We start from the raw sequence: 16,073 nt of genomic DNA, 5'->3' as shown, positions 1-16,073 counted from the left end.
CGGCGCGTCCGGGCGCGGCTCAGAACCACTTCTGGCGCCAGTAGAAGGGCGCGGCGACGGGATTGCCGTTCGCATCCATCGCCGGGCGGAAGCCGAGGCGGCTTTCGACCAGTTGGCAGGTGATGCGGTCGGCCTCGGGGTCGGGGCTCGGGCGGACGATGGCGCAGTCGCGCGCGCGGCCCTCAGGGGTGACGGTGACGCGCACGATCACCTGCGTGCCCAGCCGCGCTTCGCGCCCGCCGGGGGGCACGGGATAGTCGCGCGCATTGTCGATCTTGCCCGAGATGTGCACCGGCTTGGAGACCGCCACCCCGCCGCGCCCGTTACCGCCATTGCCTGAGCCGGTGCCGGCGCCGCTGCCCGCCGCGCCCGTGCCCTCGCCCGCGGCCGCCCCGCCCGATTTGCTCGCCGTGCCGGTCGAGGAGGCGCGCGGCAGGACGACATCCTCCTTCAACCGCCGCTGCGGCACCTCGGCTGCGACGGGCTTCGCCACCGCCTCGCGCCCCGGCGCGCCTTGCGCCCCCTCGTCCGGTTCGGAGCGATTTTCGGGGGGCGGCGGAGCGGGCTCGGGCGCGGTAATGTCGAAAGCGGCGACCACCTGGCGCTCGACCGCGGCGGTCATGTCGGGCGCGAAGGCGCGCGCAAGGCCGTAGAGCGCGGCGATATGCAGCACCACCAGCCCGGCCACCACCGGCCAGCGGAGCCGCCGCTTCTGCGTGCTGTAGGTCTGTTCGTCCGCCATGCCCTCCTAGCCCTTAGCTCCATTCCGGATGCGATTGTCCCCGCAAGGCGCATGCGAGGCTTATAACAGCCGCGCAGCAATTGGCGATGGAGCGCACGATCGAGCGCGGACTGGATCACGAGCGGCACCGCGGCAGCGATCCGCCGGATGCCGATGACGACCGCGCCCCGCCGGACGCGGCCCCGATGCGCGCGCCTGCTGGCGGTACGTCTCCCGCACGCGCGCACGGGCACGCCGCACACGCGAGCGCCTATGCCGCGGGGTCATCCGCGGCAACAACTGCAAGTGCCTCCGCCTTGAGCCCCGGCACCGTGCGCCGCTTCGCGACCCGCCCCGCCTCGGCTACCCCAGAGCGCGGAACCCACGCGCGGGCGGAGGCGCTTCACGCGATACTGCGTCGCTGGCTGAGCCTCACCGGCATCGCCGCCGGCCCTGCCGATCGCCGCAGCCTCGCCGCCGCGTTGATCGGCGGGGCGGGCTATCTCGTGATCGCCTGCCTCAGCCTCGCGCTGGCCCGCGCGGGCGAGACGGTGAGCCCGATCTGGCTGCCCAATGCCTGCCTCGTGGCGATGCTGCTGCGCGCCCGCCTCAGCTGCGAGCTGCCGCTGCTCGCCGCCTGCTTCGCCGCCAGCCTCGCCGCCAATGCCGTGGTGCAGCTGCCCGATTCCGTGGCGCTGGTCTTCAGCCTCGCCAATATCGGCGAAGTCGTCCTCATCCTCGCGCTCACCCGCGTGGCCAAGCGCGGCGAGCCGGACATGACCCGGCTGGGCGATCTGGCGCGCTTCGTGTGGGCGGGAGCGCTGGTCGGCCCGCTGGTCTCGGCTCTGCTCATCATGCCCGTGCTCGGCAGCAGCTGGGACAGCTGGCGCGCCGGGGCCCTCGTGTGGTTCCTGACCGACAGCATGGCGATGGTGCTGATCGTGCCGCCGGTGCTGCTGCTGGTCGACCGGCTGCGCGGCCGCCTCGCCCCTGCCCCCGCCGGCGCGCTCGAGAGCGCCGCCCTGCTGGGAGGCGGCATGGTGAGCGCCTATCTGGTGTTCAACCAGACCCATTATCCGCTGATGTTCCTGATCCAGCCGGTCACGCTGCTCCACGCCTTCCGGCTCGGCAGCCTCGGCAGCGCGCTCAATGTCGCGGGGGTGGCGGTGGTGGCCGGCGCGATGACCTTCGCGGGCCACGGCCCGATCGCAGCGACTGGCGGTGCAATGACCGAGCTGCACCTGCTGCAGGCCTTCGTCGCGGCGAACTTCCTCACCGGCCTCCCCGTCGCCGCGATCCTCGCCGGGCGCGACCGGATGATGGCGCGGCTCGAGGCGGGCAAGCGCGAGGTCGATCTGCTCGCCGACAACATCTCCGATGCGATCCTGCGCTTCGATCTGGCGGGGATGTGCACCTACGCCTCGCCCTCGGTGGCCGAGGTGATGGGGACGCCGCCCGAAACCTTCCTCGGCCGCCATGCCTCGGCCCGGCTCCACCCCGATGCGCAGGGTCGCGCCGGTGAAGCAATGGAGCGGCTGCTGGCCGGAACGAGCGAGCGTGAGCGCGTGACCTATCGGCGCTTTGCCGACGCACCGGACGGCTCGCCCGTTTTCCTCGAATCGGACTGCGTACTGGTGCGCGATCCGGTCACCGGCGCGCCCGAGGCGGTGGTGGTCGCCGCGCGCGACGTGACCGAGCGGGTCGAGCTGGAACTGCTGCTCACCCGCGCCCGCCGCCACGCCGAGAACGCGGCCCGCGCCAAGTCCGAATTCCTCGCCAACATGAGCCACGAGATCAGGACGCCGATGAACGGCGTGCTGGGCTTTGCCGAACTGATGTTGCAGGGCGAGCTGGCGGCCGACCAGCGCCGCTTTGCCGAGCTGATCGTGCAATCGGGCCGATCGATGATGATGCTTCTGAACGACGTGCTCGACCTCTCCAAGATCGAGAGCGGGCAGTTCGCGATCGATCGTGCGCCGGTCAATCTCCACGCGAGCCTTGCCGAATGCGCAGCGCTCCACCGCCCCGCCGCCGAGCGGAAGGGGCTGGCGCTGACGCTCGCCTGCGAATGCGACGGGGAGTCCGATTGCCGCTATTCCGAAAGCCGCCCGCCCTGGGTGCTGACCGACGGGCTGCGCTTGCGCCAGATCATGCTCAACCTCATCGGCAATGCGGTGAAGTTCACCGAGGCCGGCGCCATTGCCGTCAGCTACCGCATCACCCGCCACGAAGTGCGCGTGACCGTGGCCGACAGCGGGATCGGGATCAGCCCGCTCCAGCTGGAGTCGATCTTCCTCCCCTTCACACAAGGCGAAGCGAGCACCGCGCGGCGCTATGGCGGCACCGGGCTGGGCCTGTCGATCAGCCGCCAGCTCGCCGCGCTGCTGGGCGGGCGGATCGAGGTCGAGAGCACGCCCGGCGAAGGTTCGCGCTTTGCGCTGGTGCTGCCCGCAACCCTCGCCCCGCCCGCCGCGCCGCCGGTGCTCGCCGAGCCCCCGACCCCGCTCATGGGGCCGGGCGCGGCGGCGCAGGACCGGCCGGGCGCAGGGCTCGCGCCGTCGCGGATCCTGCTGGTCGAGGATCACGACATCAACCGCCTGCTGGTGACCGAGATGCTCGAACGCTGCGGGCAGGAGGTCGATGTCGCGCATGACGGGAACGAGGCGATCGCGATGGTGATCGATTCGGTGATGCGCGCGCGGCCCTATGATCTGGTGCTGATGGACGTGCAGATGCCCGATTGCGACGGCCTCGCCGCGACCCGCGCGATCCGCGCCGAGGGGATCGGGCCGGGACTGCTGCCGGTGATCGCGCTCACCGCCAATGCCTATCCCGAGGATGTCGCCGCCGCGCGGGCAGCAGGGATGCAGGGGCACCTCGCCAAGCCGGTGGTCTTCGCCCAGCTCGCCCGCGCGCTGCAACGCTGGCTGCCGACGCGGATCGTCGAGGCCGGGCCCGGCGGGGCGGCACCGGGCATTGGCGCCGAAGAGGAGGGGGACGAGGGCCCGTCTGCCCCCGCGCGGATCGCCGATCCGGCGGCGCGCGCCTCGGCGCTGGCACGCTCGCCGCGGCTGGTGGCGCGCTGGCAGGCGCGGCGGATGGAAGCGGTCGCGGCGGTTGCGGCGGGGCTGGCCGACGGCTCGCTCGCGCTGGCGGGTGCGCGCGCGCCGGGCGAAGGTGCAGGCGAGGGTGCGGGCGATCTGGCGCGGATGCTGCACAAGCTCGCCGGCACCGCAGCGATGTTCGGCGAAGCGGGCCTCGGCATCGCCGCCGCCGCGCTCGAACGGGCGCTGGTCACGGGTGAGGACGCCGCGACCTGCACTGCGCTTGCAGCAAGGCTGATCGCGGAGGCCGAAGCCCACGGCGCAGCGGACTCCGCCGCCGCAGGGGGCTGAACCCGCAAGCGTCGGCACCCCTCGGCACGGGCGCCACTCTGTCCCCCGCCGCCCCGCCCCTGGAGCGCGATGACAAAAGTGGGAACCGGTTTTGTCAGAAATCGCGCGACAACAGGAACCTGGAGCATGATGGCGTTTCAACGAAACGTCATCATGCTCGAGGCGGGGCGCCTGCTTCCTCACTCTCGCCCCTCGCTGACAGGGGCTGCCAAAGCAAAAGGGCGGCCCGTTGCCGGGCCGCCCTCCTGATTGGCTTGGTTGACCCGCGGGCGGATCAGAAGCGGACGCGCACCCCGAAGCGGACGCCCCACAGCGAGCCGTTGATGTTGGTCGCTTCGACCGGCGCGCGGAAGCTCGAGTAGCGATACTGCGCGCAGGGCTGGGCCGACGTGGTGTTCGCGGTGCCGGCCCCGGGCGTCCCGGGCGCCACCCCGCTCGGCGTGGCCGCCGAGAGGCAGGTCACGTTGACGAGCGACGCGGTGTAGGGGAAGCCGACCTGCTGGATCGTGCCCCAATCCTTGTCGATCAGGTTCAGCAGGTTCTCGACGTCGGCCATCAGTTCCAGCTTGCCGCCGAGCACGAAGGGCACTTCCTGACGGAACGACAGGTCGAGCTTGTGCACCCAGGGGGTCTTGCCGATGTTCTTCGGCGCGACCTGGCCCTGATACTCCTTGAGTTCCGAACCCAGCACGAGCGCCTGCACCGCTTCGAAGGTCGCCTGCGTATCGTAGCTAACACGCGTGTCGGCCGTGATGTTGGTCACGGTCGGCACGTAGAACAGGCCGCGGCTGCCACGCTCGACCCCGCCGAACACCGCCGAACGGCCCGGGGTCGGGTCGTTGAAGGTGAAGCTGTAACGCTGGCCCGAACGCACGTTGTAGAAGAACTCGACGCGGGTGTTGTTGTCGCCGAACAGCTCGCCGTCGAAACCGGCGCCCAGACGGAACTGGTGGTCACGCTGGTAGTTCGAGATCCCCTGCGCCGCGAAGTTCGGATCGGAGAAGGCGGTGTTCTGGTAGTTCGACAGCGCCACCGACGAGGTGCCCGGGTTCTGGTCCGACACGTCCTGGTAGCTGTACGAGCCGTTGAGGAAGAAGCCGGCATCCCAGCGCTTGTCGAAGCGCGCGGTGATGTTCCAGCTGTCGCCGTAGCTCGTGTTGGTCAGCAGCAGGTCGGTGTTCTCACCGCTCGCCCCCGGCAGCACGGTGTAGCGCGGACGGCCATCGGGCAGGGTGTTGGCGGGGTTCGCCACGCGGGTGGTGCGCAGGTCGGTCCACTCGAGCGCGTTGTTGACCTTCGAATAGATCACGTCGACGCCGAGGTTCCAGCCATCGCCGAGCGGGCCGAGGTTGGCTTCGTAATCGACCGAGCCTGAGAAGCGCCACTGCGAGGGCACCTCGAAGTTCGGATCGATCGCGTTGGTCGGCGAGAGGGCCGAACCGGCCTGACGGACGGCATCGATCAGCGCCTGGGGCACGCCCGGGCCGCCCGAGACGTTGTTCAGCGACGCGGCGCCGAGGGTCTGGAGCTGCGCGGTGGTCAGGCCGATGGCGGCCTGATCGGGCGAGCTGAAGCTCCCGTCGGCGTTGCGGCGCAGACGGATGCGCTGGAGCGTCGGACCGGGGTTCGAGTAGCTGTTCGAGATCCACACCAGCGGGTTGCCGCCGCCGAACAGACCGGCCGAACCACGCACCTGCAGGCGGTCGGTCGGCTGCCAGTTCACGCCGAAACGCGGCTGGAACAGGTCACGCCCGTTGAGGGTGTCGTTGTTCGCGAAGCCGTAGCGCTCGAGGAAGAACTGGTTGAAGAACGGCGCATCCGGCGTGTCGAACAGGTCGTAGCGCACGCCCGCAACCACGGTCAGCGTGTCGGTCAGGTCGATGGTGTCCGACAGACCGAAGGTCCAGCTGTTGTTCTGGAATTCGGCAGTGACGGTGTCGATCCCGCCGCGCAGCGGCACGGCGTAGTCCAGTTCGTTGGCACGGCGCGCCTGGAAGTCGGCGAGGCTGTCGAAGTAGAACGCACCCGAAACGCGCTGGGCGAAGAGGTTGCGCACGTCCTGACGGCGACGCTCGGCGATCAGCTTCAAGGTGTGGTTGTCGACCTTCAGGGTCGCGGCGAATTCGATCGCCAGCGACTGGCTGTCGAGCTCGTTCGCCTGACGGCTGATGTCCGGACCGAACTGGATGCGCTGCTGGAACGGCGTGCAGATCAGCGGACCCGAACCCTGCGAGGCGAGGCCAGTGGTGGGGTTGGTCGGATCGAGGCAGACCTGGAACTGGCCGAATTCACGCCCGCCGAGCGGCACCTGCTTGCGCAGGTAATCCGCGTAAGACACGCGCAGCTGGGTCGAGAAGGCGTCCGACCACTGGTTGTTCGACTGGATGATGCCGAAGTGGTTGGTGGCGCCCTGCGTGTAGTTGTTCGACAGCAGGTTGTAGGTCGGGTTGGTGGCGGTGATCTGGCCGGTGCCGGTCTGGCCCGCGAGCAGCGCGCTGTCGTTCCAGATGTAGGTGGCGGTCAGACGGTGACCGTCAGCCACGTTCCAGTCGAGCTTGGTGACCAGCTTGTCGTCCTTCTCGACGATGTCGCTGGCAACGCCGAGCGTGTCGTAGTTGTAGACGGACTGGGCGATGCTCGAGATGTTGTCGATCTCGGCCTGGGTGATGTTCAGCTGCGAGGGATCGACGTCGGCCGGGACGGTGTCACGGGTACGCTCGTAGGTGACCGCGAAGAACAGCTTGTCCTTGATGATCGGGCCGGTGACCTGCGCGGTGTAGACCTGCGAATCGAACGCGCCGACGCGGCGCAGGTTGTCCGCGCGCGAGCCGCGCAGATCGTCGTTCTGGTAGTACGCCGAGCCCAGGAAGGTGAATTCGTTCCCGCCCGACTTCAGCTGGGTGTTGATCGCGCCGCCCTGGAAGAAGCCCTGCTGGATGTCCACCGGTGCGATTTCGACCGAGAATTCGCCGATCGCGTCAAGCGGCACGGGGCCGCGCGAGGAGACGAGGCCGCCCGATTCGAGTCCGAAGGGGTCGCCGAAGGCCACGCCGTCGACGGTGAAGCGGTTGAAGCGGTTGTTCTGCCCCGCGATGCTGATCGCGTTGTTGTTGGTGGCATCGAGCGTCACGCGCGGATCGCGCGCGGCGAGGTTGCGGATGTCGCGGTTGATGTTGGCAACGCCAGCGATGTCGCGGGCGGTCAGGACGGTGGCGGCACCGGTCCCGAGCGTGATCGCCGAGCGCACGCGGTTGCCGGTGACGACGATGGTCTGGCCCTGCTCGACCAGCGAGACGCTGATGCGCTGCGCCTGGCCGGCGGTCAGGAAGCCGATTTCCTGCGAGACGGTTTCAAAGCCGGGCGCCGTCACTTCGACGAGGAAGGGGCCGCCCAGACGCAGGCCGGCTGCGTTGAAGCCGCCTTCGGCGTCGGTGGTCTGCACCGAGGACGTGCCCGAGGGAACGTGGGTGACGGTCACGGTCGCGCCGGCGATCGGGGCGCCGTTCTGGTCGGTGACGTCGCCGCGGACCGACGAGGTGGTTTCCTGCGCGAAGACGGGGGTTGCGATCATGGTGGTCGCGGCGAGGCTGACGACGCTCGCTGCAAGGAGATACTTAAGCTTCATGGATGAGGCCCCTGTAGCTGTGGAGAGTGGCAAAAAATCGGGTAACGGCGCCTGCCCTAGGCCCGGATGCTTGCGGCAAAGCGACTGTTCTATGACAGCTTGATGACACGCCCTGCCCCTGAGGGCGTTTCCTTACTGCGAGTCTGCGCGAACGCCACAAAACTGTCCGATTTGCGCGAGTTCCGTGCGCGGGTGTTGCATTGCAGCAACGCCCGCGAGGAATTTCCCGAGACCGATCAATGCTTCGGATTTTGCCCGGTCAGGCGAGGTTGATCTCGCGCAGGCGCTGCAAGAGGTAATCATGCGCCGTGATCGGCGGCTCGGGGGGATTCGCAGCGGCCGGATCGATGCATTCGGGCAGCGGCTCGATCAGGAAATCGGGCCGGAAATGCAGGAAGAAGGGCATGGAATAGCGCGCCCGCCGCGCCGCCTCTCCGCGCGGGTTGACCACGCGGTGGGTGGTCGAGCGCAAGCGGCCGTTGGTCTGGCGCTGGAGCATGTCGCCGACATTGATCACCAGCGCGCCCGCGGGCACGTCGACCGCGTGCCACTGGCCGTCCTTGGCGAGCAATTCGAGACCCGCTTCCTCGGCGCCCAGCAGCAGGGTGATGGTGTTGATGTCCTCGTGCCCGGCCGCGCGGATCGCCCCTTCCAGCGCGCCCTCGGCGAGCGGCGGGTAGTGGAGCAGGCGCATCACCGAATTGCCGTCGGCCACGCTCGCCGCGAAGAAATCCCGCGGGCGGCCGAGGTGGAGCGCAATCGCCTCGAGCACGCGGCCCCCGGCAACCTCGAAGGCGCTGAACAGCGCGCTCATTGTCTCGCGGAATCCCTCGACCTCGGTCGGCCAGACATTGGGGTCCATGAATTCTGCGAGCGGGTGGCCCTCGGGCAGATCGCGGCCAACGTGCCAGAACTCCTTGAGGTCGAACACCTCGGCGTCCTTGGCCTTCTCGGTGCCGAACGGGGTGTAGCCGCGCGCGCCGCCGCGCCCCTCGATCTTGTAGGCGCGCTTCACCTCGTCGGGGAGGGCAAAGAAGGCCTTCGAGACCCGCTCGGCCGCGTCGATCAGGTCCTGCGGGATGCCGTGGTCGCGCACCACGGCGAACCCGTATTCGCCGAAGCTGCGCCCCAATTCATCGGCGATGGTTTCGAGCGGCTGGGCGAGGCTGACGGAAGCGATGTTGATCATGCCCGCGCCCTTACACCCGCGCGGGCGAGCCTGCCAAGGGTTCAGTAAGGAAGAAACAGGCTCGCGAGCACCGCGCTCATCAGGTTCGCAAGGCTCCCCGCGGCGAGCGCCTTCAACCCCAGCTTCGCGATCACCGGGCGCTGGTCGGGGGCAAGCCCGCCGGTCACCGCCATCTGGATCGCGATCGAGGAGAAATTGGCAAAGCCGCACAGCGCGAAGGTGAGGATCGCGCGGCTGCGCTGGGTCAGCTCGCCCGCTTGCATCGCGCCCAGATCGATGAAGGCGACGAATTCGTTGAGCACGATCTTGGTGCCGAACAACCCGCCCGCGACCTGTGCCTGCTGCCAGTCGGAAATGCCGATCAGGAACATCACCGGCGCGAAGACGTAGCCGAGCAGCTTCTGGAAGCTCAGCCCCTGGAACCATGCCGCCGTCGCGGGATCGAGGGGCGCGCCGATATTGGCCGCGAGGTTGACGATCCCGCCGCCCAGTCCCGCGAGCATCCCGTTCGCCAGCGCCACCAGTCCGACGAACACCATCACCATCGCGCCGACCGCAACCGCCAGCTTGACGCCGGTCTGGGTGCCCTGCGCGGCGGCCTCGATGATATTGGCGGGGCGCTGGCCTTCCTCGAAGGTTTCCGCCGAGCTCACCTCGTCGGCCTTGCCGCCGCCCTCGACGATCGAGGCCGGGCCGACCGCGCTGATCCGCGCCTGGGGGAGTTCGACCTCCTGCCCGTTCTCGTCATACATGACCACGCGGGTCGCCTCGGTGAGGGTGTTGGCGCGCCCGCGCGCCCGCGCCACCGCCGCCGCCGCGACCGAGCCGTCATAGCCCATGCCCTTCAGCGGGTCGTCGGGCATGATGATCTTGGCCATCAGGATGCCGCCCGGCGCCGACATGAAGGCCGACGCCAGCAGGAAGGGCAGCGCGTCTTCGCCGATGAAGCTGGCGTAGATCGCAAGGATCGTCCCTGCGGTGCCTGCCATGCCCACGGTCATCAGGGTGAACAGCCCGGCAGGCGACAATGCGGCAAGGTAGGGCCGCACCACCAGCGGGCTTTCGGACTGGCCGAGGAAGATATTGGCCGCCGCCGCCAGCGCCTCGACCCGGCTGACGCCGGTGATCCAGCCGATCGCGCCGCCCACCGTGCGCACGATCCTCTGCATGATGCCGAGGTGATAGAGCACCGAGACGATCGCCGAGAAGAACACGATCACCGGCAGCCCGGCGATCACGAAGGTCCCGGCAAAGGGGTTCTTGTCGAGCGGGCCGAACAGCGTCTCGACCCCGACCTTGGAGAAATCGAGCAGCGCGATGACGCCCGAGGAAATCCCCGCGATGACCGCCACCCCGACATCGGTGCGCAGCACGATCAGCGCGGTGACAGCCTGCAGCGCGAAGGCCGATCCCACCACCCTGAGGTTGATATGGCGGCGCCCCGATGACAGCGCGAAGGCGATGCCGAGGATCGCGAGGACCCCGACGAGGCTCAGCAGGGAGGACGTGAGACTTCCGTTCACGGCAGCAGCTATTCCTTGATGCTTTGAATTTCGACCCGATCCCCCGCGCGCCCGAGGCACCCCACCTTGCGCGCAGCACCTGCGGGCGTGGCAGTTTGCGCGCAGAGTTGCAAGCCGGATGCGGCGCCGCTTGTCACAAGCTTGCGGGAAAGCGGCGGAGAGACGCCGCCCAGCCGCTTTTCTTTTGGGCGCACGCTGGGTAGCACCCGTGCGATGGACACGACGCCTCCCGCCGCTCCGGCAGCCGCCCCTTTCGCCGCGACCACGCCCGCGGGTGTCTCGATGCCGCTCGGCATGTTCGTCTACACGCTGCTCTATGGCGGGATGACGGTGCTGGCGGGGGTGCTCGCCTACAAGCAGGTGCAGCTGTGGCCGACGTCGCTGGCGGTCGAGAGCGGGATCTTCCCCTTCCTGCTGCTGGTGGTGATCTCGAGCACGCTGTCGCAGCTCTACGGGCGCGAGGCGGCCAAGCGGATCGTGTGGTGGGGCTTCCTGCCGCTGGGCCTCTCGGCGCTGCTGATGCAGCTGGTGCTGGCGCTGCCCGCCTCCTCCGAAATGATCGCCTTCCGCCCCGATGACCTCGCCGCCTTCGAGCGCGTCCACGCCTCGACCTGGCGCGTGTGGATGGCAGGCCCGGCGAGCTACATCACCTCGCTGCTCCTCAACATCTGGATTTTCGACCGGCTGCGCGGCAGCGGAGAGGGCGAGAGCACATTGGGCCTGATGGTGCGCGGCGCGATCGCCTCGGCGCTCAGCCAAGCGGTCGATTCGGTGATCTTCATCACCCTCGCCTTCTACGGCGAGTTCGACATCACCGACCTGATGATCGGACAGGTGCTCGCCAAGGTGTTCCTGAGCCTGGTGCTGGTGCCCTTCCTCATCACCTTCGGCGTGCGCGCGGCGCACTGGCTGGACGCGAAGAAGGCCGCCTAACCGGCCACGGCGAGGTCCTGCTCCATCAGCGCCACGCGCGGATCGTTGGGCGAGACCCATTCCACGCCGATAACCTGCTCTACCCTGAGTTCGGGCGGAACGCGATTGAGGCCGATCATCCGGTCGCAGTGCTGGTGGAACCAGTAGATGCGCGATTCCTGATAGGAGAGCGGCACGCTCTGGAAGCCGCGGCTTTCCATCGAGCGCTGGATCGCCTCGCCGAACTGGGTGTCCTCCTGGATCAGCTTGGCCATCGCCCGGCCATTGGGTGAGGCGGGGTCGGGCACGGTCCACAGGTCGGGGGCCTCGCCGTCACCCCAGTCGGGCGCCATGGTGATGAGCTCGAGCCGGGTGGTGGTGCGCGAGGTCGGCCAGAAGATCAGCGGGGGCACGAAGTAATTGCTGAGCGGCGAGACCCAGTTGGGGAAGATCGTGTAGCTCTGGGTGTGGGTGCGGCCCAGCTCGCCCACGGTCTCGATCCGGGTCCAGTTGGGCGCGCTCTCGATCGCGCGCACCGATTCGCGCTGCAACTCGCGCGGCGGGGGCGCGAGCATCCTTCCGTGCCCGTGCGGGTAGAGGTGGTTCACATTGCGCTTGGCATCCACCAGCGGCGCGACCGTTTCGGGGTGGATGAAGGGCACATGGTAGACCTCCATGTTGGCCTCCATCGCCACCTTCCAGTTGCAGGCAAGGTCGAAGGAATGCCGCGCAGCGAGGCGCAGCTTGTCGAAGCCGAACTCCTCCCACTCCTCGGCGACAGGCCCGAGGAAGTCGCGCAAACTCGGCGCGTTCTCGTCGAAATTGACGAAGATGAGCTTGCCGAACATCTCGCACCGGACCGGGATCAGGCCGCGTGTCGCCATGTCGAGATCGACGAAATCCTGCCGCTCGGGCACGCCGATCAGGGTGCCGTCGGTCTTGTAGGTCCAGGCGTGGTAGGGGCACACCAGCCGCCGCGCGCAGCCCTTGTCAGCGGTGACGACCGGCGCGCCGCGGTGGCGGCAGGTGTTGTAGAAGGCGCGCACCTCGCCGTCGGTGCCGTGGACGATGATGATCGGGTCGCCGGCATTGTTCCAGCGCATGAAGCTGCCGGGCTCGGGCACCTCGTCCAGGTGCGCGGCGAACAGCCAGGCCTTGCGGAAGATGTGCTCCTGCTCGAGCGCGAAATATTCGGCGCTGGTGTAGCGCGCGGCGGGGACGTCGGGCAGTTTGGGGAAGCCCGGCGGCGGAGCCTTGCGCTGCCCCTCCCACTCCATCAGCGCCTTCAGCGTCGCGATCGTGGCCGTGTCCATGCGCGTCTCTCCCTCTCCCGGATTGTCGATCCGTAGGAGACGGGGACGGCGGGCGGCAATTGGCGGATAAGGCAGGGCCTAGAGGGTTGCGCTCCAGCGCTCCCAGACGAGCGCCGAGACGCCGAGCCAGGTGGTGAACATGACCAGATAGGGCCAGCGGCGGGGCCAGAGGCGGGCCACCAGCAGCGTCGCCGCCGCCGTGGCGCCGAGGGCGAGCAGCGCGATGCTGGCCACCTCGGCGCCGGTTCCCGTCAACCCGGCTTGGAGCGCAAGAGTCGCCCATTGTGCGGGCAAGAGCGCCAGCACCCAGCCCGGCCACGTTCCCGGCATGGCGGCGGCGGTGAGCAGAACCGCTGCCTCGCCCGAGACCACAGCCACCGCGATCCACCACCCCCGCCCCTCGGCGGAGCGCGCGAACAGCCTCCCGCGCGCGGCAAAGCTGACGCTGGCGATGATGGCGGCAAGCGCGGTGGCGGCAGGGGCATGGAGGGACGGCAAGCCCAGCGACAACGCCAGCAGAGTAAGCCCCGCCCCGGCCAGCAAGGCGGCCACCACGCCAACCGCAAAGCGCCCGGCAGCGGCGGCGGCAATCATGCCCGCCCCCATCATCCCGATCGCGACGACAGTCCCGGCAGCGCGCGGATCGGGGCTCATCACGAGCGCCCCCGCAGGAGCCACCACCCCGGCAAGCGCGACGGTCGTCCACGCCAGCAGCGGGCGGTCCGCAACCTGATCCTCGGGTAGAAATTTCATCGGAAGGTCAGTGGTCGAGCCAACGGGAATTGTCGAGCCTCCGGCTGCGTCAGGCAATGCGGGAGGCCGTCGTACGCCCGAATGGCACCAATCGGTCGCACAGCGACCGCAAGGGCGACCGCCCGCCCGCAGCGGGTCCGAAACGAAGTGGAGGACGCATAGCGAGGACGAACCCGCGGAGGCGGGTTCGCAAAAGGAATGGTGAGCCCGACAGGATTCGAACCTGTGACCCGCTGATTAAAAGTCAGCTGCTCTACCTACTGAGCTACGGGCCCACGCATGTGCCGCATGGTGGCGGCAAGCGCGCTCACCTAGGCAGGGGGCGCGGGCGGGTCAAGCGGGCTTGATGGTGCGCGAGGGTGAGGCCGTGCGGCGGGGTGCGCCAGCCCGGGGCGATGGCGCAAGCGGGATCGAGCACGAAGCGCCGCTCGGCGAAAGCGGGGTGCGGGATGGCGAGGGTCTTGGAGCGCCATGCCCCGCCGCTCCAGAGGATGATGTCGCAGTCGAGCACGCGGTCGCCCCAGCGCTGGCCGGGGCGGCGGCCGAATTCGCGCTCGGTGCGCTTGAGCGCCGCGAGCAGCGCTGGGGGATCGAGTTCGCTCTCGAGCACCAGCGCGGCGTTGGCAAAGCGGCGCTGTGCCGCGCCCATTGCGGGGGTGGCAATCACAGGCGAGCGGGCGGTGACGGTGCCGAAGGCGGCGCATTCGTCCATCGCGGCCAGCACAACCCCCCGCGGGTCGCCATAGAGCGAGTGCCGCCGGTTGCCCCCCAGCGCGACGAGATAGGTGCTGCTCAGGCTTAGATGTCCTCGGCGATCCGCCCGTAGAGCTGCGGGCGGCGGTCGCGGAAGAAGCCCATGCCGGCGCGGTGCTTCGCCGCCCGCGCCAGATCGAGCCGCGCCACGAGCACCCCGGTCTCCTCCTTGCCGAACAGCGCGAGGTCGTCGCCCCATTCGTCGGTGATGAAGGAGTGGCCGTAGAAGCTCTGCGCGCGGTCCTCCGGCCCCTCGTGACCGATGCGGTTGGCGGCGACAACCGGCATGCAGTTCGACACAGAATGCCCTATCATCGCACGCCGCCACATGCGGCTGGTGTCGAGGTCTGCGTCATAGGGCTCGGAACCGATCGCGGTCGGATAGAGCAGCAGTTCGGCACCCAGCAGCGCCATCACCCGCGCGCATTCAGGATACCACTGGTCCCAGCAGATGCCGACGCCGACCTTGACCAGCGCGCCATTCTCTCCTGCCACGTCCCACACCTTGAAGCCGTCGTTCCCGGGGCGGAAATAGTACTTTTCCTCGTAGCCCGGGCCGTCGGGGATGTGGCTCTTGCGGTAGGTGCCCATGATCTCCCCGTCGGGGCCGATCATCGCCAGGGTGTTGTAATAGTGGTGCCCGTCACGCTCGAAGAAGCTGGTGGGGATCGTCACCTTCAGCTTGGCGGCGAGCGCCTGCATCGCGATGACGCTGGGGTGCTCGGTGGTGGGGCGAGCGAGCGCGAACAGTGCCTCGTCCTCCTCGCGGCAGAAATAGGGGCCGCTGAACAGCTCCGGCGGCAGGATCAGCTGCGCGCCTTGGCTCGCGGCCTCCTCGACCAGCGCGGCGACGGCGGCGATGTTGGCGGCTTCGTCCTCGGAACCGAGAGCAAGCTGAAGGGCGGCGACGGTGATGGCGGTCATGCCGCCGCCCCTTATAGCGATTTCGAGTTCGGTGAAACACCGAACGGCTCGGAAATCGCGGTCAGCAAAGGCGCGATTACTTCGCCTTCTTGAACAGCAGAGTCATGCGGTCGCTTTCGCCCAGCCCCTTCAAGTCCTCGCGCTTGGTAGCGAGCGTCGGGGGCATTTCCCACACGCCTTCCTTGTGATCGGCAGTGTCCTTGGGATTGGCGTTGATCTCGCTCGAGGCGACGAGTTCGAAGCCATTGATGCGCATGAAATCGATGATGTCCTGCTCGCGCACATAGCCCTTGGTGCCGTTGGCGTAGGACCACGGCGCATCGGGCTTGGCGCGGTGCTGGACGATGCCGATGAGACCGTCGTCCTTGAGCAGTTCGCGCATCGCCTTGATCTCGCTGTCGGCAAAGTTCCAGCGCATGATGTTGTGCATCATGCGGATGATCAGAATGCGGTCGAAGGTGCCCTTCTGCTCGGCCGGGATGTTCTCCATCGTCATGCCGGCGAAGCGATCAGCGGGAAGGCCGGTGAAGCTCGCGACATCCTGCGGGAACTTGGCTGCGGCGTCGCGCACGCCCTGCTGGCGGGCGGGATCGGTCGAGAACAGCACCGGGTTGAAGAACAGCCCGACCAGCTGCCCCTCGCCGCCAAGGTAATGCCCGAGCAGGCGCGAATACCACTCGCCGCCGGGCGCATATTCGCCGACCTTCATTTCGGGGCCGACATGGAAGAAGGCGAGGGTTTCGAGCGGGTGGCGATAGGCATCGCGCACCCGGTCCTTCTCGCGCGAGGGGTGGTTGATCGCCGCCGAAAGCTGCTCGCCGTGCATCTTGAGGAAATGCGCGGTGTCCTTGATGTGGGCCTCGTCGACCTCGCTGCCCATGTGATGGTCGGCGAAGGCCGGCGCGGCGAGCGCTATGCCGCTCGCGGCGGCGAGGGCGAGGATGATTTTCTTCATGGCGCGTAAC

The 16,073-nt window shown here is 68.5% G+C and carries 11 protein-coding genes and 1 tRNA gene; 2 read left to right on the top strand and 10 right to left on the bottom strand.

The window, feature by feature from the left end:
- Nucleotides 1–19: 19 nt before the first annotated feature.
- Nucleotides 20–742 carry a TonB family protein gene (locus tag PFX90_RS05165; protein WP_285711318.1) on the bottom strand — a complete coding sequence of 241 codons (723 nt, stop codon included), beginning with the start codon at nt 740–742 and terminating at the stop codon, nt 20–22.
- An 86-nt stretch (nt 743–828) separates the two neighbouring features.
- On the opposite strand from PFX90_RS05165, the gene PFX90_RS05160 reads away from it, so the two are divergent.
- The gene (locus tag PFX90_RS05160; RefSeq protein ID WP_285711317.1) at nt 829–4,116 is read left to right on the top strand and encodes a hybrid sensor histidine kinase/response regulator; all 3,288 of its coding nucleotides are present in this window, start codon (nt 829–831) and stop codon (nt 4,114–4,116) included.
- Between the two features lie 274 nt (nt 4,117–4,390).
- Here the strand turns inward: PFX90_RS05160 and PFX90_RS05155 are convergent, their stop codons facing one another.
- The 3 genes from PFX90_RS05155 to PFX90_RS05145 all read right to left on the bottom strand — a co-directional run bounded on the left by PFX90_RS05155 (nt 4,391) and on the right by PFX90_RS05145 (nt 10,453).
- Entirely contained in the window at nt 4,391–7,741 is a 3,351-nt protein-coding gene (locus PFX90_RS05155; RefSeq protein ID WP_285711316.1) for a TonB-dependent receptor, read from the bottom strand.
- A gap of 259 nt (nt 7,742–8,000) precedes the next feature.
- Nucleotides 8,001–8,930 (bottom strand): isopenicillin N synthase family dioxygenase, encoded by a 930-nt coding sequence (locus tag PFX90_RS05150; RefSeq protein WP_285711315.1) that lies wholly within the window; start codon nt 8,928–8,930, stop codon nt 8,001–8,003.
- 41 nt (nt 8,931–8,971) lie between these two features.
- Complete coding sequence (locus PFX90_RS05145) at nt 8,972–10,453, bottom strand: NupC/NupG family nucleoside CNT transporter (RefSeq protein WP_285711314.1); 1,482 nt, start codon at nt 10,451–10,453, stop codon at nt 8,972–8,974.
- Nucleotides 10,454–10,666: 213 nt separating this feature from the next.
- Between PFX90_RS05145 and PFX90_RS05140 the strand changes: the two genes are divergently transcribed.
- Nucleotides 10,667–11,386 (top strand): queuosine precursor transporter, encoded by a 720-nt coding sequence (locus PFX90_RS05140; RefSeq protein WP_285711313.1) that lies wholly within the window; start codon nt 10,667–10,669, stop codon nt 11,384–11,386.
- Here PFX90_RS05140 and PFX90_RS05135 read toward each other — a convergent pair.
- The 6 genes from PFX90_RS05135 to PFX90_RS05110 form a co-directional block, all read right to left on the bottom strand.
- A complete protein-coding gene (locus PFX90_RS05135) occupies nt 11,383–12,678 on the bottom strand; it encodes an aromatic ring-hydroxylating oxygenase subunit alpha (RefSeq protein WP_285711312.1) in 1,296 nt (431 codons plus the stop codon). The two genes, PFX90_RS05140 and PFX90_RS05135, sit on opposite strands and share 4 nt — an antisense overlap.
- 78 nt (nt 12,679–12,756) lie before the next feature.
- Nucleotides 12,757–13,431 carry a hypothetical protein gene (locus tag PFX90_RS05130; RefSeq protein ID WP_285711311.1) on the bottom strand — a complete coding sequence of 225 codons (675 nt, stop codon included), beginning with the start codon at nt 13,429–13,431 and terminating at the stop codon, nt 12,757–12,759.
- Between the two features lie 199 nt (nt 13,432–13,630).
- Nucleotides 13,631–13,706, bottom strand: a tRNA-Lys gene (locus tag PFX90_RS05125).
- Between the two features lie 32 nt (nt 13,707–13,738).
- Entirely contained in the window at nt 13,739–14,203 is a 465-nt protein-coding gene (folK, locus tag PFX90_RS05120) for a 2-amino-4-hydroxy-6-hydroxymethyldihydropteridine diphosphokinase (RefSeq protein WP_285712036.1), read from the bottom strand.
- Nucleotides 14,204–14,229: 26 nt separating this feature from the next.
- Nucleotides 14,230–15,108, bottom strand: coding sequence for an N-carbamoylputrescine amidase (aguB, locus tag PFX90_RS05115; protein ID WP_285711310.1), 879 nt, complete (start codon nt 15,106–15,108; stop codon nt 14,230–14,232).
- A 76-nt stretch (nt 15,109–15,184) separates the two neighbouring features.
- On the bottom strand, nt 15,185–16,063 hold the full coding sequence (locus PFX90_RS05110) for a class I SAM-dependent methyltransferase (RefSeq protein ID WP_285711309.1): 879 nt from the start codon (nt 16,061–16,063) through the stop codon (nt 15,185–15,187).
- Between the last annotated feature and the right edge of the window lie 10 nt (nt 16,064–16,073).

It is taken from the genome of Erythrobacter oryzae, from assembly GCF_030271515.1.
In the GTDB taxonomy this organism is placed as follows: domain Bacteria; phylum Pseudomonadota; class Alphaproteobacteria; order Sphingomonadales; family Sphingomonadaceae; genus Erythrobacter; species Erythrobacter oryzae.
Note: the sequence above shows the minus strand (reverse complement) of the source record. Positions and strands in the feature narration are given on the sequence as shown.

Excerpts from the sequence above, each read along its gene's own strand:
- aguB (WP_285711310.1), bottom strand. The coding sequence starts at position 15,108 with ATGACCGCCATCACCGTCGCCGCCCTTCAGCTTGCTCTCGGTTCCGAG.
- PFX90_RS05155 (WP_285711316.1), bottom strand. The coding sequence starts at position 7,741 with ATGAAGCTTAAGTATCTCCTTGCAGCGAGCGTCGTCAGCCTCGCCGCG.
- PFX90_RS05140 (WP_285711313.1), top strand. The coding sequence starts at position 10,667 with ATGGACACGACGCCTCCCGCCGCTCCGGCAGCCGCCCCTTTCGCCGCG.
- PFX90_RS05160 (WP_285711317.1), top strand. The coding sequence starts at position 829 with ATGGAGCGCACGATCGAGCGCGGACTGGATCACGAGCGGCACCGCGGC.
- PFX90_RS05150 (WP_285711315.1), bottom strand. The coding sequence starts at position 8,930 with ATGATCAACATCGCTTCCGTCAGCCTCGCCCAGCCGCTCGAAACCATC.
- PFX90_RS05135 (WP_285711312.1), bottom strand. The coding sequence starts at position 12,678 with ATGGACACGGCCACGATCGCGACGCTGAAGGCGCTGATGGAGTGGGAG.
- PFX90_RS05165 (WP_285711318.1), bottom strand. The coding sequence starts at position 742 with ATGGCGGACGAACAGACCTACAGCACGCAGAAGCGGCGGCTCCGCTGG.
- PFX90_RS05130 (WP_285711311.1), bottom strand. The coding sequence starts at position 13,431 with ATGAAATTTCTACCCGAGGATCAGGTTGCGGACCGCCCGCTGCTGGCG.
- PFX90_RS05110 (WP_285711309.1), bottom strand. The coding sequence starts at position 16,063 with ATGAAGAAAATCATCCTCGCCCTCGCCGCCGCGAGCGGCATAGCGCTC.